Source organism: Pelomonas sp. Root1237 (assembly GCF_001425055.1).
Classification (GTDB): domain Bacteria; phylum Pseudomonadota; class Gammaproteobacteria; order Burkholderiales; family Burkholderiaceae_C; genus Pelomonas.
Map to the genome: position 1 here is coordinate 381840 of NZ_LMDK01000019.1, position 19884 is coordinate 401723.

13 protein-coding genes are annotated in these 19884 nt (G+C 67.9%); 8 read left to right on the forward strand and 5 right to left on the reverse strand.

Features of this window, described 5'->3' with window-relative positions; genetic code table 11:
- Positions 1 to 39: 39 nt before the first annotated feature.
- The 8 genes from ASC91_RS24565 (at position 40) to ASC91_RS24600 (ending at position 12364) form a co-directional block, all read left to right on the forward strand.
- Positions 40 to 1392: a hypothetical protein gene (locus tag ASC91_RS24565; RefSeq protein WP_056203434.1), complete on the forward strand. Its 1353-nt coding sequence runs from the start codon at positions 40 to 42 to the stop codon at positions 1390 to 1392.
- Positions 1393 to 1768: 376 nt separating this feature from the next.
- The gene (locus tag ASC91_RS24570) at positions 1769 to 4915 is read left to right on the forward strand and encodes a TonB-dependent receptor (protein WP_056203437.1); all 3147 of its coding nucleotides are present in this window, start codon (positions 1769 to 1771) and stop codon (positions 4913 to 4915) included.
- Between the two features lie 95 nt (positions 4916 to 5010).
- The gene (locus tag ASC91_RS24575; RefSeq protein WP_056203442.1) at positions 5011 to 6843 is read left to right on the forward strand and encodes a rhamnogalacturonan lyase; all 1833 of its coding nucleotides are present in this window, start codon (positions 5011 to 5013) and stop codon (positions 6841 to 6843) included.
- A complete protein-coding gene (locus tag ASC91_RS24580) occupies positions 6840 to 7826 on the forward strand; it encodes a hypothetical protein (protein WP_200955331.1) in 987 nt (328 codons plus the stop codon). The genes ASC91_RS24575 and ASC91_RS24580 overlap by 4 nt, the downstream gene beginning before the upstream one ends.
- 61 nt (positions 7827 to 7887) lie before the next feature.
- On the forward strand, positions 7888 to 10314 hold the full coding sequence (locus ASC91_RS24585) for a glycosyl hydrolase 115 family protein (RefSeq protein ID WP_056203445.1): 2427 nt from the start codon (positions 7888 to 7890) through the stop codon (positions 10312 to 10314).
- A gap of 42 nt (positions 10315 to 10356) precedes the next feature.
- On the forward strand, positions 10357 to 10851 hold the full coding sequence (locus ASC91_RS24590) for a hypothetical protein (protein WP_157282042.1): 495 nt from the start codon (positions 10357 to 10359) through the stop codon (positions 10849 to 10851).
- A gap of 19 nt (positions 10852 to 10870) precedes the next feature.
- Positions 10871 to 11842 carry a family 43 glycosylhydrolase gene (locus tag ASC91_RS24595; protein ID WP_056203450.1) on the forward strand — a complete coding sequence of 324 codons (972 nt, stop codon included), beginning with the start codon at positions 10871 to 10873 and terminating at the stop codon, positions 11840 to 11842.
- A gap of 9 nt (positions 11843 to 11851) precedes the next feature.
- Entirely contained in the window at positions 11852 to 12364 is a 513-nt protein-coding gene (locus ASC91_RS24600) for a hypothetical protein (protein WP_056203453.1), read from the forward strand.
- 52 nt (positions 12365 to 12416) lie between these two features.
- Here the strand turns inward: ASC91_RS24600 and ASC91_RS24605 are convergent, their stop codons facing one another.
- From ASC91_RS24605 to ASC91_RS24625, 5 genes are read right to left on the reverse strand one after another with little or no spacing between them, the layout of a single operon-like run.
- Complete coding sequence (locus ASC91_RS24605) at positions 12417 to 13283, reverse strand: hypothetical protein (RefSeq protein WP_056203458.1); 867 nt, start codon at positions 13281 to 13283, stop codon at positions 12417 to 12419.
- 32 nt (positions 13284 to 13315) lie between these two features.
- The gene (locus ASC91_RS24610; RefSeq protein ID WP_056203461.1) at positions 13316 to 14095 is read right to left on the reverse strand and encodes an alpha/beta hydrolase; all 780 of its coding nucleotides are present in this window, start codon (positions 14093 to 14095) and stop codon (positions 13316 to 13318) included.
- On the reverse strand, positions 14092 to 15108 hold the full coding sequence (locus tag ASC91_RS24615; protein ID WP_056203464.1) for a family 43 glycosylhydrolase: 1017 nt from the start codon (positions 15106 to 15108) through the stop codon (positions 14092 to 14094). Before ASC91_RS24615 ends, ASC91_RS24610 begins: the two co-directional genes overlap by 4 nt.
- A 3-nt stretch (positions 15109 to 15111) precedes the next feature.
- Positions 15112 to 18051 (reverse strand): sugar-binding domain-containing protein, encoded by a 2940-nt coding sequence (locus tag ASC91_RS24620; protein WP_056203467.1) that lies wholly within the window; start codon positions 18049 to 18051, stop codon positions 15112 to 15114.
- Positions 18048 to 19880 (reverse strand): glycoside hydrolase family 2 protein, encoded by a 1833-nt coding sequence (locus tag ASC91_RS24625; protein ID WP_056203468.1) that lies wholly within the window; start codon positions 19878 to 19880, stop codon positions 18048 to 18050. The genes ASC91_RS24620 and ASC91_RS24625 overlap by 4 nt, the downstream gene beginning before the upstream one ends.
- Positions 19881 to 19884 lie beyond the last annotated feature (4 nt).

Below are 19884 nucleotides of genomic sequence, written 5' to 3' on the forward strand. Positions count from 1 at the left end.
CGAGTCCTAGAGTCGCGCCACTTCTACCGGGCACCCATCATGTCGCTTCGCAAGACCTCCCTGCTGCTGTGCCTGCTGTTGGCCACGGCGTCCACCTGGGCACAGATCGGCCAGCGCTTCCCGTCCGAGAAGCGCGTCGTTCCTGACCCCGTCACCGGCACGCCGCTGACCTTCCTGACCACGCTGCCGCGCGGCGACTCGAAGATCTACCCTAGCCATCCGCAGTGGACGGCCGACGGCCAGTGGCTGGTGTTCCGCTCGGCGCGCGTGAAGGGCGAGGCCATCGCCGTCAACGAGGCCAGTGGCGAGATGGTGCAGGTGACCGAAGGCGGCTATGACGGCATGCTCAACCTTGCGCAGTCGGGCGGCAACAAGCTCTATTTCCTGCGGCCCGACAGGAAGGGCGCCCCCAGGGCCATGCAGGCCATCGAGGTGGACCTGGACCGCGTCTTCGCCGACAGCCGCGCCGGCATGATCAAGCCGGCCAGCAGCTACCAGCGCGTCATCGGCACGCTGCCGCCCGAACTGGAAGCCGTGGGCGACAACGCGCTCGACGCGGACGGTCAGTGGTTCTACTTCCGCATCCAGGGCAAGGCCTACGCCGGCGCGCGGCTGCCCGCTGGTACCAAGATCGAGCCACCTTTCGGCCCGCGCGGCATGGGTGCCGGGCCGCATGCCATCGGCAAGATCAATGTGCAGACGGGCGAGATCCGCCACGTCGTCTCGGTGCCCTTCCAGATCGGCCACATCCAGAGCAACAGCTGGAACCCGGGCGAGCTGGTGTTCAGCTGGGAGACGGGCGGCAAGTCACCGCAGCGGACCTGGACGGTCAAGGGCGACGGCACCGGCCTGCGGCCGCTCTATCCCGAAGCACCGTATGAATGGGTCACGCACGAGGCCTTCATCGGCAAGGACGAGGTGGCGCTGGCCATCATGGGCCACCGCGCTATTCCCGGCGTCGTTGATCCGAACCGGCCGGCCGCCACCGACGTGGGCGGCGCCAACCCCGGTCAGGACGCCGCCTGGGGCGATGCCGGCACGCGCGAGAAGCCGACGGGCCTGGCCATCGTCAACCTGCGCACGCGGGAGATGACGATTGCGGGCCAGACACCCTCGGGCAGCGGCCTGTGGCATGTCCACGGCTCGTCAGACGGGCGCTTTGCGGTTGGCGACGACTTCAGCCGCAGCCTCTACCTGATCGACCGCAAGACGCGCGAAATGATCCTGCTGACCACCGGCCACAAGACCACGGCGCGCGACCACCCGCACCCGACCTTCAGCCCGGACGGCAAGAAGATCCAGATCCAGTCCGCCATGCTCGCCGCCGACGGACGCGAGATGAATATCTGCATCGTGCCGGTACCCCAGGCTTGGCTTGAGCGCAAGCCGTGAGCTTGTACGCTGACGGTTCGACGCCAATATTCAAATATTGATATTCGATTCGTTCGAATGAAACCGCCGCGGGCGGGTTTGTTGATATTGAAAATCAGGCGCCATATTGCCTAACGCTCAAATTGCCGGCACGCGGCTGGCGCATGGCCGCATCACTGGCCATTGGGCCGTTGCGCGCTCAGCCGCTGGGCCGGGTTAATCAGGAATTTGAGAGAATCTGCGCCTTTCAAGGGTTTTTGCGGAGTCAAAGCAATCACGGTCGTGATTCTTTGCCGGCGTGTGAACACAGCGCAAAACCGGCCCCTAGACTGTCTTCGGGGCAATAAAGAGAGCCTTTTCGAGCTCTCCCCGGTTGATATTTTCGGAGACAGACAAAATGCTGAAGAAGATTCACGGTGGTTCGCCGGTTTCGCGTTGGACGCCGCTGGCCCTGGCTATCTCGGCGGCCCTGGCCGGCCAGGCGCACGCCCAGCAGCCCGCCGCGCCGGCAGATGCCGCTTCGGCACCTGCGGCGGCCGACAAGGCCAAGGCCCAGCAGCTCGACACGGTCACCGTCACCGGCATCCGCCGCTCCATCCAGAGCGCCATCGACCGCAAGCGCAACGCCTCCACCGTCAGCGACAGCATCGTGGCGGAAGACATCGACCAGTTCCCGGACAAGAACGTCGGCGAGGCGTTGTCGCGCATCACCGGCGTGCAGCTGTCGCGCCAGTTCGGCGAAGGCTCGCAGGTGTCCATCCGCGGTGTCGAGCCCGACCTGAACCGCGTCGAGATCAACGGCATGTCGGTGCTCGGTACCAACGGCGGCGCGGGCCGCGGGGCCGAGTTGCGCGAGCTGGCGTCGGAGCTGATTTCCTCCATCGACGTCATCAAGGGCTCCACGGCCGACCTGACCGAAGGCGGCATCGGCGGCACCGTGCGCATCACGACGCGCAAGCCGCTCGACTTCACCAAGCGCACCATCGCTGGTACGTTGGCGGCCGAGCAGGGCAGTCTGCGCGGCGGCATGCAGCCGCGCGGCACGCTGCTGCTGGCCGACAAATTCCTGGACGGCAAGCTCGGCCTCATGGCCAACCTGGTCTACGACAAGATCTACACGCGCGGTGACTTCTCCCGCAACACCTCCTGGGCCTTCCTGCGCGACTGGGACTTCTCGGCCGACAAGACCATCACCAGCCTGAACGCCAATGCGGCGGCTGTCACCACGTCGGCCGGCTGCAGCAGCCTGGCTGCCGCTGACCAGGCGCCTTGCCGCAGCCAGTGGTTCGACTACTCGCCGCGCATCTCGCGCTACGGCATCTGGACCCGCGACCACAAGCGCAGCTCCGCCGAGGTGACGGCGCAATACCAGTTCACCAGGGAGCTGGACGCCTACGTGAGCTACCAGGCCAACACGCAGGCCCAGCGGCTCAACGACATGAACTACGGCACCGACTTCTCGGCGGTGACGCGGCTGGCTTCGCCGGGCAATGCGCCGGTCTACCGCGCCGACGCCACGGTGCAGACTGCCGGCACCTGCGTCGCGGCGCCCACCACCACCACGCCGGCCGGCATGGTGGTGGAGAACCACCACGTCACGCAGTTCACCGTGGGCAACTGCCTGAACGTGGCGGGCCAGGGCGGCCAGGGCGCGTTCAGCACGTCGGCGCGCGACTTCGCGCTGGACATCGAGTCCAAGTACACCACCGCCGGCTTCAAGTTCAAGAACAACAGCTGGCGCGTCGAAGGGCTGCTGGGCGACTCCAAGTCGGACTACAAGAGCGAGAGCAACAACATCGTGCTGACGCAGAACGCGCCGGGCCTGGTCGTCAAGCTCGACGGCAGCCACCTGCCGCAGTTCACGTTCCCGACGGCCTACAGCCCGGACAACGCGTCGTCCTATGTGCAGGCGCAGCTGCAGTACCGGCCGTCGGCCACGAAGAACGCCGAGCGCCAGGGCAAGCTGGACTTCCAGTACAACTTCGACCACAACCTCTTCCAGAGCCTGTGGTTCGGCGGCCAGGCGCGCGAGTCCAGTTCGCGCCAGTACAACGGTGGCGGCTACCTGGTGCAGAACAACGGCAGCCTGACCGCCACCGACGAGGCGGTGGACATCAATGCCCGCACGGCCAACGTCAACCAGACCTTCATCTGGGACCCGCTCTACACCGGCACGGCGCAACGCCCCAACGACGCGCAGACCTACATCAACAGCGGCTACAAGACGGCGTACGTGACCGGCGCGCGCATGCAGGAGATCGTCAACGCGATCCGCACCAAGTCGCCCGGCACCTTCATGGGCGGCTATGGCGACGTCTCCGGCGTACCCGCCAACTGGACGGCGCCGAACTATGCCGCCACGGTGGCCTCGGGCATCTTCGACACCAGCGACTTCAGCCACAAATACCTGTACTCGACGCCTGGCAACGACGGCAAGACCTACCCGCAGATCCCGGCCTTCGACATCACCGAGAAGGTCAAGGCGGGTTACGTGCGGCTGGACTGGGGCACCGAGATCCTCGGCCTGCCGCTGGATGGCAATGTCGGTGTGCGCTACACCCGCACCGACGTGACCTCGACCGGCCTGCAGACGGACCGTACCTGCAACCCGGCCACGGTGTCGACCTGCTCGCCGCTCGTGAACACGAACAAGGTGGTGTCCATCAGCAACAGCTACAGCGACGTGCTGCCCAGCCTGAACGCCACGTTGCAGCTGATCAACGGCAAGCTGCTGGTCCGCGGTGGTGCGGCCAAGGTGATGGCCCGTCCGGCGATCAATCTGCTGGCGCCCAACGTCACCTGCACGACCGGCAGCGGCGACCCGGCGCGCGGCGGTGACGGCACCGACGACTGCACGGCCGGCAACCCGGAACTCAAGCCCTACCGCGCCACCAAGTACGACCTGAGCGTGGAGTACTACCCCAGCCGCGACACGCAGGTCAGCCTGGCCACCTTCCGCACCGAGATCGGCACCTATGTGCGTACCGGCGTCTACCGGCCGAGCGTGAACTTCTACGGCGACGGTCGGCTGTTCGACGTGACCCAGGCCGTCAACGGCGAGGGTGCCAAGACGCAGGGCATCGAGCTGGCGGGCCGCACGGCCTTGTCCTTCCTGCCGGGCTGGCTGGGCAACTTCGGCGTGGATGCCAACTACACGCGCATGGCGTTCAGCTACGCCAAGGGCAACGAACTCATCAGCCCGCTGGACAACTCGGTTCTGCCTTACCCAGGCATGTCGAAGAATTCCTACAACCTGGGCCTGTGGTACGACGACGGCAACTTCAACGCGCGCCTGGCCTACGCTTATCGCGACAAGTACTACACCGGCGGCAACGACGTGTCGGGCAATCCCAACTTCAGCGACAAGACCGGCTACCTGGACGCCAAGATCCAGTGGAAGGCGACGAAGAACTTCACGCTGGCTCTGGAAGCCAAGAACCTGACCAACCAGGCCGAGCTGACCTATGCCGGCGACCTGGGCCGGCCCAACGAGCTGGCCTGGTCGGGCCGCCGCTACTACGTCACACTGGGCTACAAGCTCTGACCTGAATTGGACTCCCGGGCCGGCATGGCCTCTGTGTTGCGCTGATCGCGCACCGGCCCCCGCCTCCGCTGGGGCCGCTTTTTTTGACCGCCACCATGAGTCTTCTGCGCCATCTCCTCGTCTGCTGCCTGTTGTTGGCCAGCGTTGCGCAAGCCCAGCCCAGGCAGATGGAGAGGCTTGATCGCGGCGTCGTTGCGTTGACGACTTCGTCCGGCGTGTTCGTCAGCTGGCGCCTGTTGGGCACGGAGCCAGCCGGGGTGCGTTTCAATGTCTACCGCGATGGCAAGCGCATCAACCACGAGCCGCAGGCGCTGACCAACCTGGTGGACGCGCAAGGCCGCAGCGACAGCCTCTACACCGTGCGCGCCGTTGTGGGCGGCCAGGAGCAGCCCGCGTCCACCGCCACCGCGCCGTGGAGCCAGCCCTATCTGCGTGTGCCGCTGCAAAAGCCCGAAGGCGGCGTGACGCCCGACGGCGTGGCCTACCGCTACGAGGCCAACGACGGCGCGGCGGCCGACCTGGATGGCGATGGCCAATACGAGCTGATCGTGAAGTGGCAGCCCACCAACGCCCACGACAACTCGCACAAGGGCCATACCGGCCACACGCTGCTGGACGCCTACAAGCTCGACGGCACGCGGCTGTGGCGCATCGACCTCGGTCAGAACATCCGTGCCGGCGCCCACTACACCAGCTTCCTCGCCTACGACTTCGATGGTGACGGCAAGGCCGAGCTCATGATGAAGACGGCCGATGGCGCGGTGGATGGTGCGGGCAAGGTGATTGGCGACGCCAAGGCCGATTACCGCAACGAGGCGGGCTATGTGCTGGCCGGCCCCGAGTTCCTGACCGTGTTCAACGGCTTGACCGGCGCTGCCATGGCCACTGCGGACTACACACCGCCACGCGGTGACGTGGCCGCCTGGGGCGATGCCTACGGCAATCGCGTCGACCGCTTCCTGGCCGGCGTGGCCTACCTGGATGGCCAGCGCCCCAGCGCGGTGTTTTCGCGCGGCTACTACACCCGCGCCGTGCTGGCCGCCTGGGACTGGCGCGATGGCAAGCTGACCCAGCGGTGGGTGTTCGACAGCGACGCGGATGCTGCGAGCAAGCCCGCTGCGGGCCAGGGCGCGCATTGGTTCTCGGTGGCCGACGTCAACGGCGACGGCCTGGATGACATCATCTACGGCGCTGCCACCATCTCTGGCACCGGCAAGCTGCTTTACAGCACCAGCCTGTGCCACGGCGACGCGCTGCACGTCAGCGCCTTCGACCCGGCGCGCGAGGGCCAGCAAGTTTTCATGGTTCACGAGACTCCGCGCTGCTACGGCGAGCACGGCCTGGAGATGCACGACGCGGCCACGGGCAAGCTGCTGTGGAGCATGTCCGGCAAGAACACCGACGTCGGCCGCGGCGTCTGCTTCGACATCGACCCAGCCTATCCCGGCGCCGAATGCTGGGGCTCCGTCGGCGGCCTGATGAGCGCGGGCGGCAAGCTCATCAGCGAGCAGCACCCCAACCGCTACAACTTCGCCGTCTGGTGGGATGGCGACCTGCTGCGCGAGTCGCTGGACCACGTCGCCATCGACAAGTGGAACCCTGCCAGCGTCAAGTTCGAGAACGTGCTGAACGGCAAGAAGTTTGGTGCGGCGTCCAACAACGGCACCAAGGGCAACCCGGTGTTGTCGGCCGACTTGTTCGGCGACTGGCGCGAGGAAGTCGTCTGGCGCAACGAGGACAGCACGGCCCTGCTGGTCTTCTCGACGGCCGTGCCGACTGAGCACCGCCTCGTCACGCTGATGCACGACCCGCAATACCGCGTGCAGGTGGCCGCGCAGAACGCCGGCTACAACCAGCCGCCGCACACCAGCTTCCACCTCGGCCACGGGATGAAGCCGCCGCGCTACCTGCCCATCACCACGCCATGAGGCTGGTCGCGCTGTTGCTTGTTGCGCTGGCCGGCTGCGTCAGCATGGAACCTGCGCCGCGGCCGCTCTACCGCGACCCGGTGCTGGACGGCGCGGCCGACGTGTCGCTCGTCTTCAACCGCGGCCTGAAGCGCTGGGAGATGTTCTACACCAACCGCCGCGCGACGCTGCGGCTGGACGACCCCAAGGACGTGACCTGGGTGCACGCCACGCCCATCGGCATCGCGACGACGGACGACGGCAACCGCTGGCGCGCGTCGGGCGAGGCGAAGTTCCCTGCCGAGTGCACCGGCGCCACGCTGTGGGCGCCCGAGATCCAGGACTTCGACGACGTGTACCACCTGTGGCTCACCATCGTGCCCGGCGTGCACAAGAGCTGGACGGGCGAGCGGCGCATCGAGCACCTCACCAGCACGGACCTGCGCAACTGGACCTGCGCCGGCAAGGCGGAGCTGGGCTCGCCCAAGGTCATCGACGCATCCGTCATCCGCGCGCCGCAGGGCGGCTGGCGCATGTGGTTCAAGGACGAGCAGGCCGGCAGCAAGCTCACGGTGGCTGACAGCCCCGACATGAAGACGTGGACCGTGCGCGGCCCGGTCAGCCCGCTGCCCGGTGAAGGGCCGACGGTGTTCCAGTTCGCCGGCAAATGGTGGCTGGTTGCCGACCTGTGGAAGGGGCTGCTGGTGCTGCGCTCCGACGACGCCGAGCACTGGCAGGAGCAGCCCACGCGACTGCTGGCCGGCATCGGCGAGCACCCCACCGACCGCGCCAAGGGTCAGCACCCGGGCGTCACCGTTGTCGACGGCCGGGCTTACCTCTTCTACTTCACGCACCAGAGCGGCGAGCCTGAAGCGAAGGCCGACGACCGCTGGCACCAGCGCACCGTCATCCAGGTCGCGGAGATGAAGCTGCAGGACGGCTGGCTGACCGTGGACCGCAACGCGCCACCGCCGGACCTGCGTTCCGCATTCAAGGCGCGGTGAAAGGCCATTCATGAACACAGCCACCGAGGCACAGAGGCACGGAGGCAGACGCACTTTCTCTGTGCCTCTGTGGCTCTGTGGCTGTGTCCTGTTCTTTGCGGGAACTGTCCATGCGGCGCTGGACGTCTCGACTCATGCCACGCCTACCAGCCTGCCGCTGGATGGCGCCGTCATCGTTGGCAGCGCGAACGCTGATCCGCTGGAAGCATTCGTTGCGCAAGACCTGGCGGAAGACTTCAAGCGCCTCGGCTTGCGGACTGGCAACAAGGGCGCCGTGCAGATCTGGGTCGGCACGGCCGGCCGGCATGCGCAGATTGACGCCGCCGGCCTCGACCTCAGCAAGCTCAAGAGTTGCTGGGAATGTTTCCAGATTGCGCTGCTGCGCGACCCCGCGCCCGGCGTGAAGCAGGCACTCGTCATCGCCGGCGCCGACCGCCGCGGCACCGCCTACGGCGTCTACACGCTGAGCCAGGCGCTGGGCGTGTCGCCCTGGCATTGGTGGGCGGACGTCGCGCCGCTCAAGCGCGGGCCATTGCATGTCAGCCTGACTGAGCCACTGCACGACGGTCCCGCCGTGAAATACCGCGGCCTCTTCATCAACGACGAGGACTGGGGCCTCTTCCCCTGGGCCTCTCGCACCTTCGAGCCCGAGGCCCGCACGATTGGCCCGCGCACCTACGAGCAGGTCTTCCGCCTGCTGCTGCGCCTGAAGGCCAACACGCTGTGGCCGGCCATGCACCAAGTCTCGGGCGCCTTCAACGCCGATCCGCGCAATGCCGAGCTCGCGCAGCGCTATGGCATCGTCATGGGCTCATCCCACGCGGAGCCGATGCTGCGCAACAACGTCGCCGAGTGGAAGGCGCCGGCCGAGCAGTACAACTACGCAACCCATCCCGAACAGGTGCGCGACTACTGGGCCGAGCGGCTGAAGACGAATGGCCGCTTCGACAACCTCTACACGCTGGGCATGCGCGGCATCCACGACTCTGGCATGCAGGGCGGCGGCACGGTGGCCGAGAAGCAGGCGCTGCTGAACCGCTTGCTGGCCGACCAACGAGAGCTGCTGGCAAAGCGCGTAGGCGACCCGGTGACGCTGCCCCAGGTCTTCGTGCCCTACAAGGAAGTGCTGCCTTTGCTGCCCGGGCTGGCCCTGCCCGACGACGTGACGCTGGTCTGGCCCGACGACAACTTCGGTTACCTCCGCCAGTTCCCCGACGCGGAGCAGACCAAGCGCTCAGGCGGCTCGGGCGTGTACTACCACCTGAGTTATCTCGGCGCGCCGCTGTCCTATCTGTGGCTGTCCACCACGCCGCCCGCACTCGTCGCCGAAGAAATGGGCCGCGCCTTCGATGCCGGCGCGCAGCGGCTGTGGATCGCCAACGCCGGCGACATCAAGCCGCACGAGGTCAACCTCAGCCACTGGTTCGACCTGGCCTGGAACCCGGCCGCCGTGCGGGCGCAGGGCCAGCAGGCCTACCTTCGTGAGCTGGCGCAGCGGCTCTTCGGCGTTGCTGGCATCGCCGCCGAGATCGCCGCGATTTGGGACGGCTACTACCGCCTCAACTTCGAGCGCCGCCCCGAGCATCTGCAATATCACCTGCCCGGTGAACGCGTGAAGCGCAGTGGCCTGGCGCCGGCCGTCATCGACGAGCGCCTGGATCGCTTCGCCCAGCTGCTTGCCCGCCTGGACGCCGTGCGCCCTCGGATCGCCGCCGCGCAGCGCGACGGTTTCTTCCAACTGGTCGAATACCCGCTGCGCGCTTCGGCCCTGGCCAACGAGCGCTTCTTCGCGTTGGAGCGCTACGCGGCGACGATGGAGCGCGATCCCGCTGGTGCCCGCCGCTTCGCCGCCCAGGCCGTGCGCGCCGATCAGCGCCTCAAGGCCTTGACCGCGCGCTGCAACGGCGGCCGCTGGGCCGGCATCCTGGCCGAGGAACCGGCCGATGGCCTTTGGACCAGCTACCGCCAGCAGGCGCCGTTGCTACCGGCCGCCGGATTGGGTGGCAGCACGGCCGATGCGCTGAGCGACATCGCGAAAGCCGCTGCCGACCTCGCACCCGTGGCCACGGCCGCTGCAGCGCCACCCGCGCTGCGTGTGACCGCCTCGCAGGGCTGGCGCCTCATCCCCGGCCTCGGTCGCGGCGACGGCGTGCTCGCCGCACAGCAGCCCGGCTCGACCTTGGCGCTGCAAGCCCAGGCACCCGCCGGCGCCAGCTGCCTGCGCGTCTACGTGCTCCCCACCTACCCGTTGACCGCAGGCGAGCCCTGGCAGGCTGATGTGGTCGTCGACGGCCAGACCCACCCATTGCGCTGGCCGCGCGGCGTGCAGGACGCCGCCTGGGGTCAGGGCGTGCTGGCCAATCGACTGAGCGCATCCCTGAGCCTGCCAGAGCGCGCCGCCGGAACGCTGCGGCTGCAACTGGCGGCCGGCCAGCGCGACCTGATGTTCGATGGTGCCGAACTGCTGCCCGGTGCCTGCCGCTCCTGACCGCGAGTCAGAATTCCCAACCTTGTTGACCCCACCCTCCCCATGAGAGCACGCATCCCAGTCACGCTGATCCCTTGTCTGCTGGCCCTCGCAGGCGCCGCTCATGCGCAGACGACTTGCGTCGCAGATTTCTCGGCGTTCGGCCAGGGGCGGTTTGCCGTCGAGATCAAGGCGAGACCGGACGGACGATTTGATGCGGTGGTCAACGGCAGCACGACGAACGCGGCCACCTCGCCCGTGGACGAAGTCGTCCGCCCCGGCTTGAACCTCGCTGCCGATCCCCATGGCAAGGAGTTCGCGCAGTTCAATGCCGCCGAACGCTCGCTGGTGCACCTGCAGGGTCTTCGCGAATCCCCGAAGACGCGTGACTTCGTCAACCTGCCGTTCTCGCCCGCCGACGTGCGGCGGCTCAGGACGTTCGACCTCATCGGCAAGACGGACAAGTTCGGCGGCCAGGTTCTGATGGAGGCCTTCGACGAGCAGGGTGCCTCGCTCGGCAAGGTGCTCCGCCGCGTGCTCGTCGCAACGTGCCGGTAACCGCTTCTGAGGTGACCTCGTGAAACTTGCTTCGCTCGCCCTTGCCGCCCTGCTCGCCGCCTCGGCCTGCCAAGCCCAGAACCCGCTGGCCCTCGGCAAGGACCTGCGCACCGCCGACCCCTCCGGCCATGTCTGGCCCGACGGCCGCCTGTGGCTCTACACCTCGCACGACGAGGAATGCCAGGCCGACTTCCACATGAAGGACTGGACCGCCTTCTCGTCCACCGACCTCGTCAACTGGACGAACCACGGCGCGGTGCTGTCGGTCAAGGACCTGAAGTGGGCTGACGACTACGCCTGGGCGCCCGACGCGGCCTACAAGAACGGCAAGTACTACCTCGTCTTCCCCGCCGGCACCGGCGTCAAGGACCGCCAGAACCCGAAGAACAGCACCAAGTGGATGGGCATCGGCATCGCCGAGAGCGACTCACCCGCCGGCCCCTTCAAGGACATGATCGGCGCGCCGTTGTGGCGCAAGCCCTACGCCAATGACCCGGTGCTGTTCGTCGACGACGACGGCCGCGCCTACCTCTACAGCCGCACATCAGGCGTCAACTACCTGGTGGCGGAGATGGCTGACGACATGCGCAGCATCAAGGGCGAACTGCAGAAGATGGACATGGGCGGCTACGAGCCGCCGATGGAAGGCCCGTGGGTGTTCAAGCGCAACGGCCTGTACTACTTCACCATGCCCGAGCACAACCGCATCCTGACCTACTACACGGGCACCTCGCCCAAAGGCCCGTGGACCTACCGCGGCGTCATCATGGACGCCGAGGGCGGCAACAACCACCACTCCATCGTCCAGTACAAAGGCCAGTGGCTGCTGTTCTATCACCGCTGGCTGGACGTCTCCGGTGCGGTCTGTGCAAAGAAGCAGCGGCACGTGGCGGCGGAGTACCTGCACTTCAATGACGACGGCACGATCCGCAAGGTGGAGCGCACGGAGCAAGGCGTGGGCGACTTCCCGCAGCGCGCCGCGAAGCGCTGAGGGGGAGCGATGAACACTGATGAATCGATTAACGCGCTGGCGCGGCAGGCCCGCGCGCATTGGGAGGCCGGGCGCCTCGACGCGGCCGAGGCCTGCTTTGTCCGAGCCATCGCCGCAGCCGGCGGGCAGGCGGGTGTCGCCGACCTGCACGGCCAGCTGGCGGCCGTGATGGACGGTGCCGGCCGTCTGGCCGATGCCGTCGCCCAATCCGAACTGGCGCTGGCGGCAGAACTGGCGCTGGGGCAGGGGGACTCGCAGCCCAGCGTGAAGGTGGCGCGCTACTTTTTGGCGGACCGGCTGCTGCGCCTGGCGGAGACCGGGCGGGCGCTGAAGGTGCTGGCGCCGTCGCTGGCCGCCCTGCCCGATGACTGGCTGCTGAACACCGCGCAGGCCGAGGCGCTGCTGGCCGTCGGCCGCGCCGACGAGGCCAAGGCCGCGGCCCGGCGTGCGCTGGCGAATGCCGGCTCGGACGCCAAGCGTGCCCAGTTGGCCGAACGCCTGCAGGCGGTACTGCGGGATTGATGGCCCGCTCGCTGCCGCCGCTGCAGACGGGTCATCCAGAGCAGCAGTACCTTTAGCCAGCGGCTCGTCCGGTGTCTCTTGTGCCTCGCTCGGCCAGGGTGCGCCACACCGTCATGGTGCGAGCCGTGCGGCTTGGCGGCTTGGGGACTCGCCCGGGCGTCAGCAGGTCCATGGCCTGGATGGCGCGAACCAGGAAGGGCAGGGCGAAGAGCAGCGGCATGGCCAGTAGGCGGAGCGCCTGGGGCGTACCCGCCTGGAACTGGTGCAACTGGTGGACGGAGAACGGCAGCGTGAGCGCGTGCTGCGCGAGTTGCATCGTGACCGACTTGTGCCAATCGGCGTCGACGCCACTCATGGCACAGCGCTGGCGGCGGCTCAGATGAAAGTCCGGCGGGTCGCTGCGCCGCAGTCGCAGGCGCAATTCCGCTTGTGGCACAGCCGGCAGCGAAGCCATGTATTCGTGCGCTTCCAGCGCCAGCTGGAGCCGCGCCGCGTCGGCCAGGATGCCGGTGATGGCCGGGTCCGTCGAAGCGATGCCGCCCAGGATCTTCAGGCGGCGCGTGGCGTCATGCAGTTCCCAGAGCCGGATGCGGAAGCTGCGTTCCGAGTCCGGCACTTGATGACCCGCGATGTACTCAAAGGCGTCATGGGCCTCGATGACGCAGCGCGCCAGGGCGCTCATGGACGGCAGATCCCACAGATCGAGAGGCGGCTGCTGGGTGGGGTCAGGCGCCAGCCGGCGCAAGGCGATGCCGTGGGACAGCAGCTTGGCGAAGATCTGTTCGCCATAGCTGACATGCACAGCCGAGAGGGGCTGGCCGGTCAGGGCCGCGGAAACCGCCTTGCCATGTTCGAGCACGGCGTCGAACTCGCGCAGCTTGGAACGGTAGTCAGCCCAGGTATTGATCTCTTGCAGCATGCTTGCTTTATTGCCCCGACAAGCGCGCAAGGTTAGGCGAAGTTTGGGTTGCCCAGTTTCTCGCCCATCCAGCGGGCTGCCAGCGCTGGCCATTGATCCTGCGTGCCGGCCAGTTCCCGCAGCGCGAAGCCGTGTTCGGCCTGCGGGAAGACATGGGCCTCGACGTCGAGCCGGTGTTGCTGGGCCGCGGCGATCAGGTTGAGTGCATGGGCGACGGGCACGACGGGGTCGTGCAGCGCATAGGCCAGGAACACCGGGCAGCGCGGCAGGCCGTGGGGCTGGCTGGCAATGCCGATGGGCCAGGCGTCGTAGAAGGCCTGCTTCTCGGGCGGCGGAAAGTCGGGTTTTCCGGCAGGAAACTTGTGATCACGGTGGTTGGCATTGAGAGGCGCGTAGGCGATGACGGCGCCCGCCGATTCCCGCTGGCAGGCCATGACGCCGGCCAGATGGCCGCCGGAGGAGAGGCCCACGTGCAGCAGCGGCAGCGGCGGCAGCGTGGCGAGGTGATCCAGCGCGAGCAGACCGTCCTGCAGCGCGATGTCGAAGGGCTGGCCGTCCTGACCGGGCAGGCGATGCACCAGCACATGGGCGTCCAGCCCCAGCGTGTTCAGCCATTGCGCGATCTCGACACCTTCCTTGTCGTGCATCAGCTGCAGGTAGCCGCCGCCGGCATAGACGAGGGCACGGCCGCGCGCCGGTGAGGGCGACGGATAGGCGTGCAGCTCGGCCCGCGTCGGGCGGCGGCAGATGCGGTCGGGCGATTCGCCGTCAAAGACATTCGGCGCGCCGGCTGACAGAGCAATGAGGTTCATCGTTTCTCGGGCAGCGGCAGGCCGAAGTCCGGCATGCCGTCGGCCGTGAACGCCAGCGGCTGTACGCGGGTGGCGCGACCGGTGTCCTTCAGCGGGTCGCCGACGATGTCGCGGTAGTTGCGGGCATGGAAGACGTTCAGCACGCTGCCATCCGGCTCGGTGACGAAGCTGTTGTGGCCGGGGCCGTAAATGCCGTTCTCCGGGCTGCTGGTGAACACCGGGCCGGGCGACTTGCGCCAGTTCTTCGCGTCCAACAGGTCGGCGTTCTCGTCGGCCCACAGCAGGCCCAGGCAGTACTCGGCGCCGGTGCCGGCGGCCGAGTAGGTCATGAAGACGCGGCCGCCGTGGATGAGCGCAGCCGGCGCCTCGTTGACGAAGTGGCGCACCTTCTCCCAGGCGTAGTCGGGCTGGCTCAGCCGCACCTGCGGGCCTTGCAGTTCGGTCGGGCTCTTCATGCTTGAGATGAAGATGTCGGTGCTGTGGTTCTTCTTCGCCGGGTCGGTCTGGGCCCAGGCCATGTAGCGCCGGCCGCGATGCTCGAAGACGGTCGCGTCCAGCGTGAACGTCTCCCACTGCGTCCTGATCTGCCCGCGCTCGGTCCAGTCGCCCTGCATGGGGTCGGGCGACGCGTTCTCGAGCACCCACAGGCGGATCTTCCACGGCTCCTTCGCTTCACCGGCGCTGAAGTAGATGAACCAGCGGTTGTCGATGAAGTGCAGCTCGGGCGCCCAGACGTGGTGGCTCATCGGGCCTTGCTCGTGCCGGCGCCAGATCACTTTCGGATCGGCAGTGGCGAGGCCAGCGATGCTGCGCGCGCGGCGCAGCTCCAGCCGGTCGTATTCGGGCACCGTGGCCATCAGGTAGACCCAATCGCCGCGGCGCAGGATCTGCGGGTCGGCGCGCTGGGGGACCAACGGGTTGGGCCAGGATGTGGGCTGGGCGCCGGCGGGCAGGGCCGTGGCGAGCAGTGCAGTGGTCAGCAGCTGGCGGCGGGTGAGGTTTGCAGCAGACATGGTTCAGGGCAGGCGGTAGAACTCGGCCTCGACGATGGACAGCACGCCGCGGCCGAGGCGGCTGGCGCCGGTGTCGACGATTTTCTGGTTGGCGACTTCGGTGTTCGCCGTTTCCGTGCCGCCTTCGGCCTCACCGGCCAGCTCGATGCCGACCGTCTGGCCGCGCTGGGGCTTGAGCGGCAGCGTCACATAGCCCAGGCTGCGCTCGGTCAGGCCGCGCCAGACCTCAGTGCCGTCGACACTGACGCGCAGCGGGTAGCGCCGCTCGCGCCAGCCGCCGAGCTTGAGCGTGATCTCGTTCAGCGTGGCCGGCTCGGCCAGCTTGAAGCGGATGGTGCCCTTGCCGGCTTCGCTGATCCAAGCGGTTGATTCGTCATCGTCAATGGCCTGGGCCGGCATGCCGCTGTCGGCCTCGACAGACGCGATGGCAACGGCCAGGCGGCTTGCCGTGAAGGAAGGTGTGGCCGGCGTTGTTCCCCGTGTGGATTGCGGCGCCAGGCCGTCCGCAGGGAAGCGGGTGCTCAAGCCGCCGATGACAGGCACGGGCTGCGAACGCAGTTCCAGCGTGGCCGGAGCCAGGCCGGGCGCCTCGGCGCGCAGCCGGATGACGCCCGCGTCGGTCGTGCTGCGCACCAGCACGCGGTTGACGCCGCCTTCCACCGGCAGCTCGCGCGCCAGCACGAAGTTGCCCGGCCCCTGCGCAATGCCGCCGCGCCATTCGGCTGGGCCGTCCAGCGTGAACCTCACCGTGTCCAGCGCGATGGGGTTGCGTCTGCCGGCAGCGTCCACCACTTCGACCTGCACCAGCGCCAGGTCGGCGCCATCGGCCTGCAGGCCTTGCGGGTGCGTCCGAGCCGCCAGCTTCAGCGCGGCGGGCGCGCCGGCGGTGACGCGCACGTCCTCGCAGACGGTGTTGCCGTCCTTGTCCAAGCCCACGGCACGCAGTTCGCCGGGTTCGAAGCGCACGCTGTCGAAGCGGAAGACAAAGGGTTCGGCGGCCTCGGCCGTGCCGATGACCTTGCCGTTCAGCGTCAGCTGCACGCGCTGCGCGCTGGAGATGACGGTGACCGTCTTGACCGTGCCCGGCGCGTAGTTCCAATGGCCCAACAGATGGACGCGCGGCTTCTCCACATCCACCCAGCCGTCCCACATCACCTGGTGAGTGAAGAAGCCCTCCTTCGGAATGCGCATCGCATCCACCTCGCCGCTGCGGCGGTAGTTCTCAGCGCCGCGGTGGTGGCTGTTGCTGTCGCTGAAGATGATGTTGACGCCGCCCGACGACACGCGCGTGCCGGTGCCCGGGCGCTCGCGCCAGAAGTCCACCCAGCGGCGCACGTCTTCCAGTGCGTGGGAATCCTGGTTGCGGTTGTAGGCCGCAGCGCTCTGGCCCTTGTGCTCGGGCCCGTCGCCGTCGCGGTGGAAGGGCGGCGAGAGCTCGTCCCAGAACTTGCGGGCGCCCTCGTCGCGCGAGTACTCCATGGCCCACATCGGCCGCCGCGCGCTCTTGTTGACGTAGAGCATCTCGCCGCCGTACTCGGCCACGTCCTGCAGGGCTTGGGACAGCATCTCGCGGCTGCCTGAAGCGCGGCCGCCGTGCGGGTCGAAGCGGTCGCGCAGCGCGGCCATCTCGCGCATGTGCTCGGCGCTGACGCCGCGGTTGCCCGACTCGTACATGAGGATGCTGGGGCTGTTGCGGAAGTAGACGATGGCGTCGCGCATGGCCTCCATGCGCTGCTCCCAGCGCCGGCCGGTCACGTCGGCCTCGGAGTCGCCCGCGGGCATGGCCTGCATCAGGCCTACGCGGTCCAGCGATTCGACGTCCTGCTTCCACGGCGCGGTGTGCATCCAGCGCACGAAGTTGGCATTGCTGGCCAGCATCTGGCCGTTGCTGTAGTCGCTGAGCCAGGGTGGTACCGACAGGCCGATGGCCGGCCACTCGTTGCTCGTGCGCTGGGCATAGCCCTTGAGCTGGATGACACGGCCGTTGAGCCTGACCATGCCTTGCGTGAACTCGGTCTGGCGAAAGCCCGTGCGCGTGACGACACGGTCAACGGGCTTGCCATCGGTGCTAAGCGTCGTCTCCACGTCGTAGAGGGCGCCGTGGCCCCAGCTCCAGAACTGCAGGCCGGTCACGAGCGCCTTGGCGCTGACGGTGGCGGTGGCGCCGGCGGGAATGGTTTGGGTGGGCGCCCTGAACGTCGCGATGACGCGGCCGCCCGGCTCGCGCAGCGTCACCTCATAACCAAAGCGGCGCGGCCGGCCGTGCTCGTTGCGCACCTGGGCTTCGGCCGTGATGGTCGCGCGGCCGGCCTTCTGGTCGAAATCCTTGGCATAGATGTAGACGCCGGTCGTGCCGAGGTTGGAGAGCAGTGGCAGCGTCTGGTAGAGCCTGTCGGTGAGGTGCAGCCGCAGGTTCTTGGGCAGGCCACCGTAGTTGGCGTTGAAGTTGCGGTCAGCCCACTGATAGCGCTGGTTGGTCGCCTGCTCGCGGTAGTCCCAGCGGTTGTCGGTGCGCACTGCGATGAGGTTGTTGCCGGGTTTCACGGCCTGGCTCAGGTCGAAGCCGAAGGCGGTGACGCCGTTCTCATGCAGGCCGATGCGCTGGCCGTTGACCCAGACCTCGGCGGCCTGGCGGGCGCCTTCGAACTCGATGAAGACCTTGCGGGTGGCGACGTCGGCGGGCAGCGTGAAGCGCTTGCGGTACCAGGCGATGCCGGTGCTGTGGTCGACGATGTCCTTGGCGAAGGCGTCGTCTTCATTCCAGGCGCGGGGCAGGGTGACGGGCTTCCAGCTGGCGTCGTCGAATGTCGTGCTTTCGGCGCCCGGCGCGTCGCCGACATGCAGGCGCCAGCCGGGGTTGAAGTTGTAGGTTTCGCGGGCGGATTGGGCCGACAGTGCCGCCGCTGCCAAGGCGAGGGCGAGGGCGGCCAGCCATCGCTTCATTTCGCCTGCGCCTTGTAATGCTCGGCCAGCACGTCGAACGCCAGCTTGCGTTGCCCGGTCTCGGAGATCAGGCCCTTGCGGTTCCAGCCGTTCTGGTAGACCGGGTGCTCGCGGCGCGGCGAGCGGAAGTCCTTCAGCACCCAGGGCGACAGGCCGCGCAGCGTCGGCACGTTCGCCGCCATGGCCAGCGTGGCGCGGTAGTAGTCGGCCTGATAGTCCTCGGAGAACTTCGGTCTCAGGGCCGGGTCACGAAAGCCCGCGAAGGCGTCGGCGCCAAACTCCGAGAACAGCAGGGGCTTGTCCTTGGGCACGTCCCAGCGCAGGCGGCGCACGGTGTCCAGCGTGTCGTCGCCATACCAGCCGGCATAGGTGTTGACGGCGATGACGTCGAGTTGCGACAGCAGCGGGTCGGCGATATGGATGGTGTCACCTTTTCGCTCGACGAGAAGGGCCGCGCTGACAAGGCGGCTGGCGTCCAGAGCGCGCACGGTTTCGGCCAGGGCGGTGTGAAAGCGCGTGCGGTTCTCGGCCACCGGCGTCTCGTTGCCGACGCTCCACAGGATGAGGGCGGCGCGGTTGCGGTCGCGGTAGATGGTCTCGGCCTGCATGCGGCGGCCCTTGTCGAGCACGGCGGGCGTGTCCCAGTCGATGCTCCAGTAGACGGGGATCTCGCTCCAGACCAGCAGGCCCAGTTCGTCGGCCACGCGCAGCATGGTCTCGTTGTGCGGGTAGTGGGACAGGCGCACATAGTTGCCATGCAGGCCGTTCTTCACCTCGCCGAGCAGGCGGCGCGCGGCGGCCTCGTCGATGCGGCGCGCCGGGTTGGGGCCGATCTCTTCCTCATGGATGGAGATGCCGCGCAGCGTGATGGGCTGGCCGTTCAAAAGGATGTCGCTGCCGCGCACGGCGATGGTCCGAAAGCCCATGCGGTCGCGCACGTGGTCACCGCCGGCCTCGAACTCGACGTCGTAAAGCGTCGGCGACTCGGGCGACCAGCGCTTGAGCCCCGCTGGCGCGGCAGTGTCGAAGCGGGCTTCGCCGTTCGCGTCGGTGCGGGTCGCCAGCGTGAGGTTCAACGCGGCGATGCGCAGGCTCACGGCCTGATTGGCCGGCTGCGGGCCGTTGAGCTGCAGGCTGCCGACGATGCGGCCGGCCTCGGTCAGGCGCAGCGTGGCGTCGTCGATGAAGGTGGCGGGCGTCTGGAACAGCTTGACCGGCCGCGTGATGCCGCCGTACAGATCCCAGTCGGTGATCTCGGCCGGAATGGTCTGGGCGTCATGCTTGGAATCGACGCCGACGACGAGGCGGTTGCCGGTCTCGCGCAGGGCCTGCGTGACCTCGACGACAAAGGGTGTGAAGCCGCCTTCATGCTTGCCGACTTCCTGGCCGTTCAGGAAGATGGTAGTTCGGTAGTTGACGGCCTCGAAGCGCAGGAAGCTGCGCCGGCCCGGTTTGGTGGGCGCATCGAAGCGGCGCTGGAACCACATCAGCCCGTCGAAGTAGCGCAACTCGGGAACCGCCGAGTTCCAGGCGCCGGGGATCTCCATCGCCGGCGCGCGGTCGAGGTCGTATTCGAAGAAGCCCGCGCCGCCCTTGGCCTCGGCCGCGGCCACGTCAACGTCACGAAAGCGCTGCATGCGCGGCTTGGCGGGCCAGCCGTTGATGTCGGTGAAGCCCGTGCGGTAGAGGTCCTTGGAATAGGTCCAGCGGCCCGACAGATCCTGGTCGGCGGCGCGGGCCGTCAGCAGCAGGGATGGGCGCAGCGAGTCGGCGGCGAGCGTCGGTAGGGCGAGGGCCCAGGCCAGGGCGAGGGTGATCCAGGTGCGCATGACG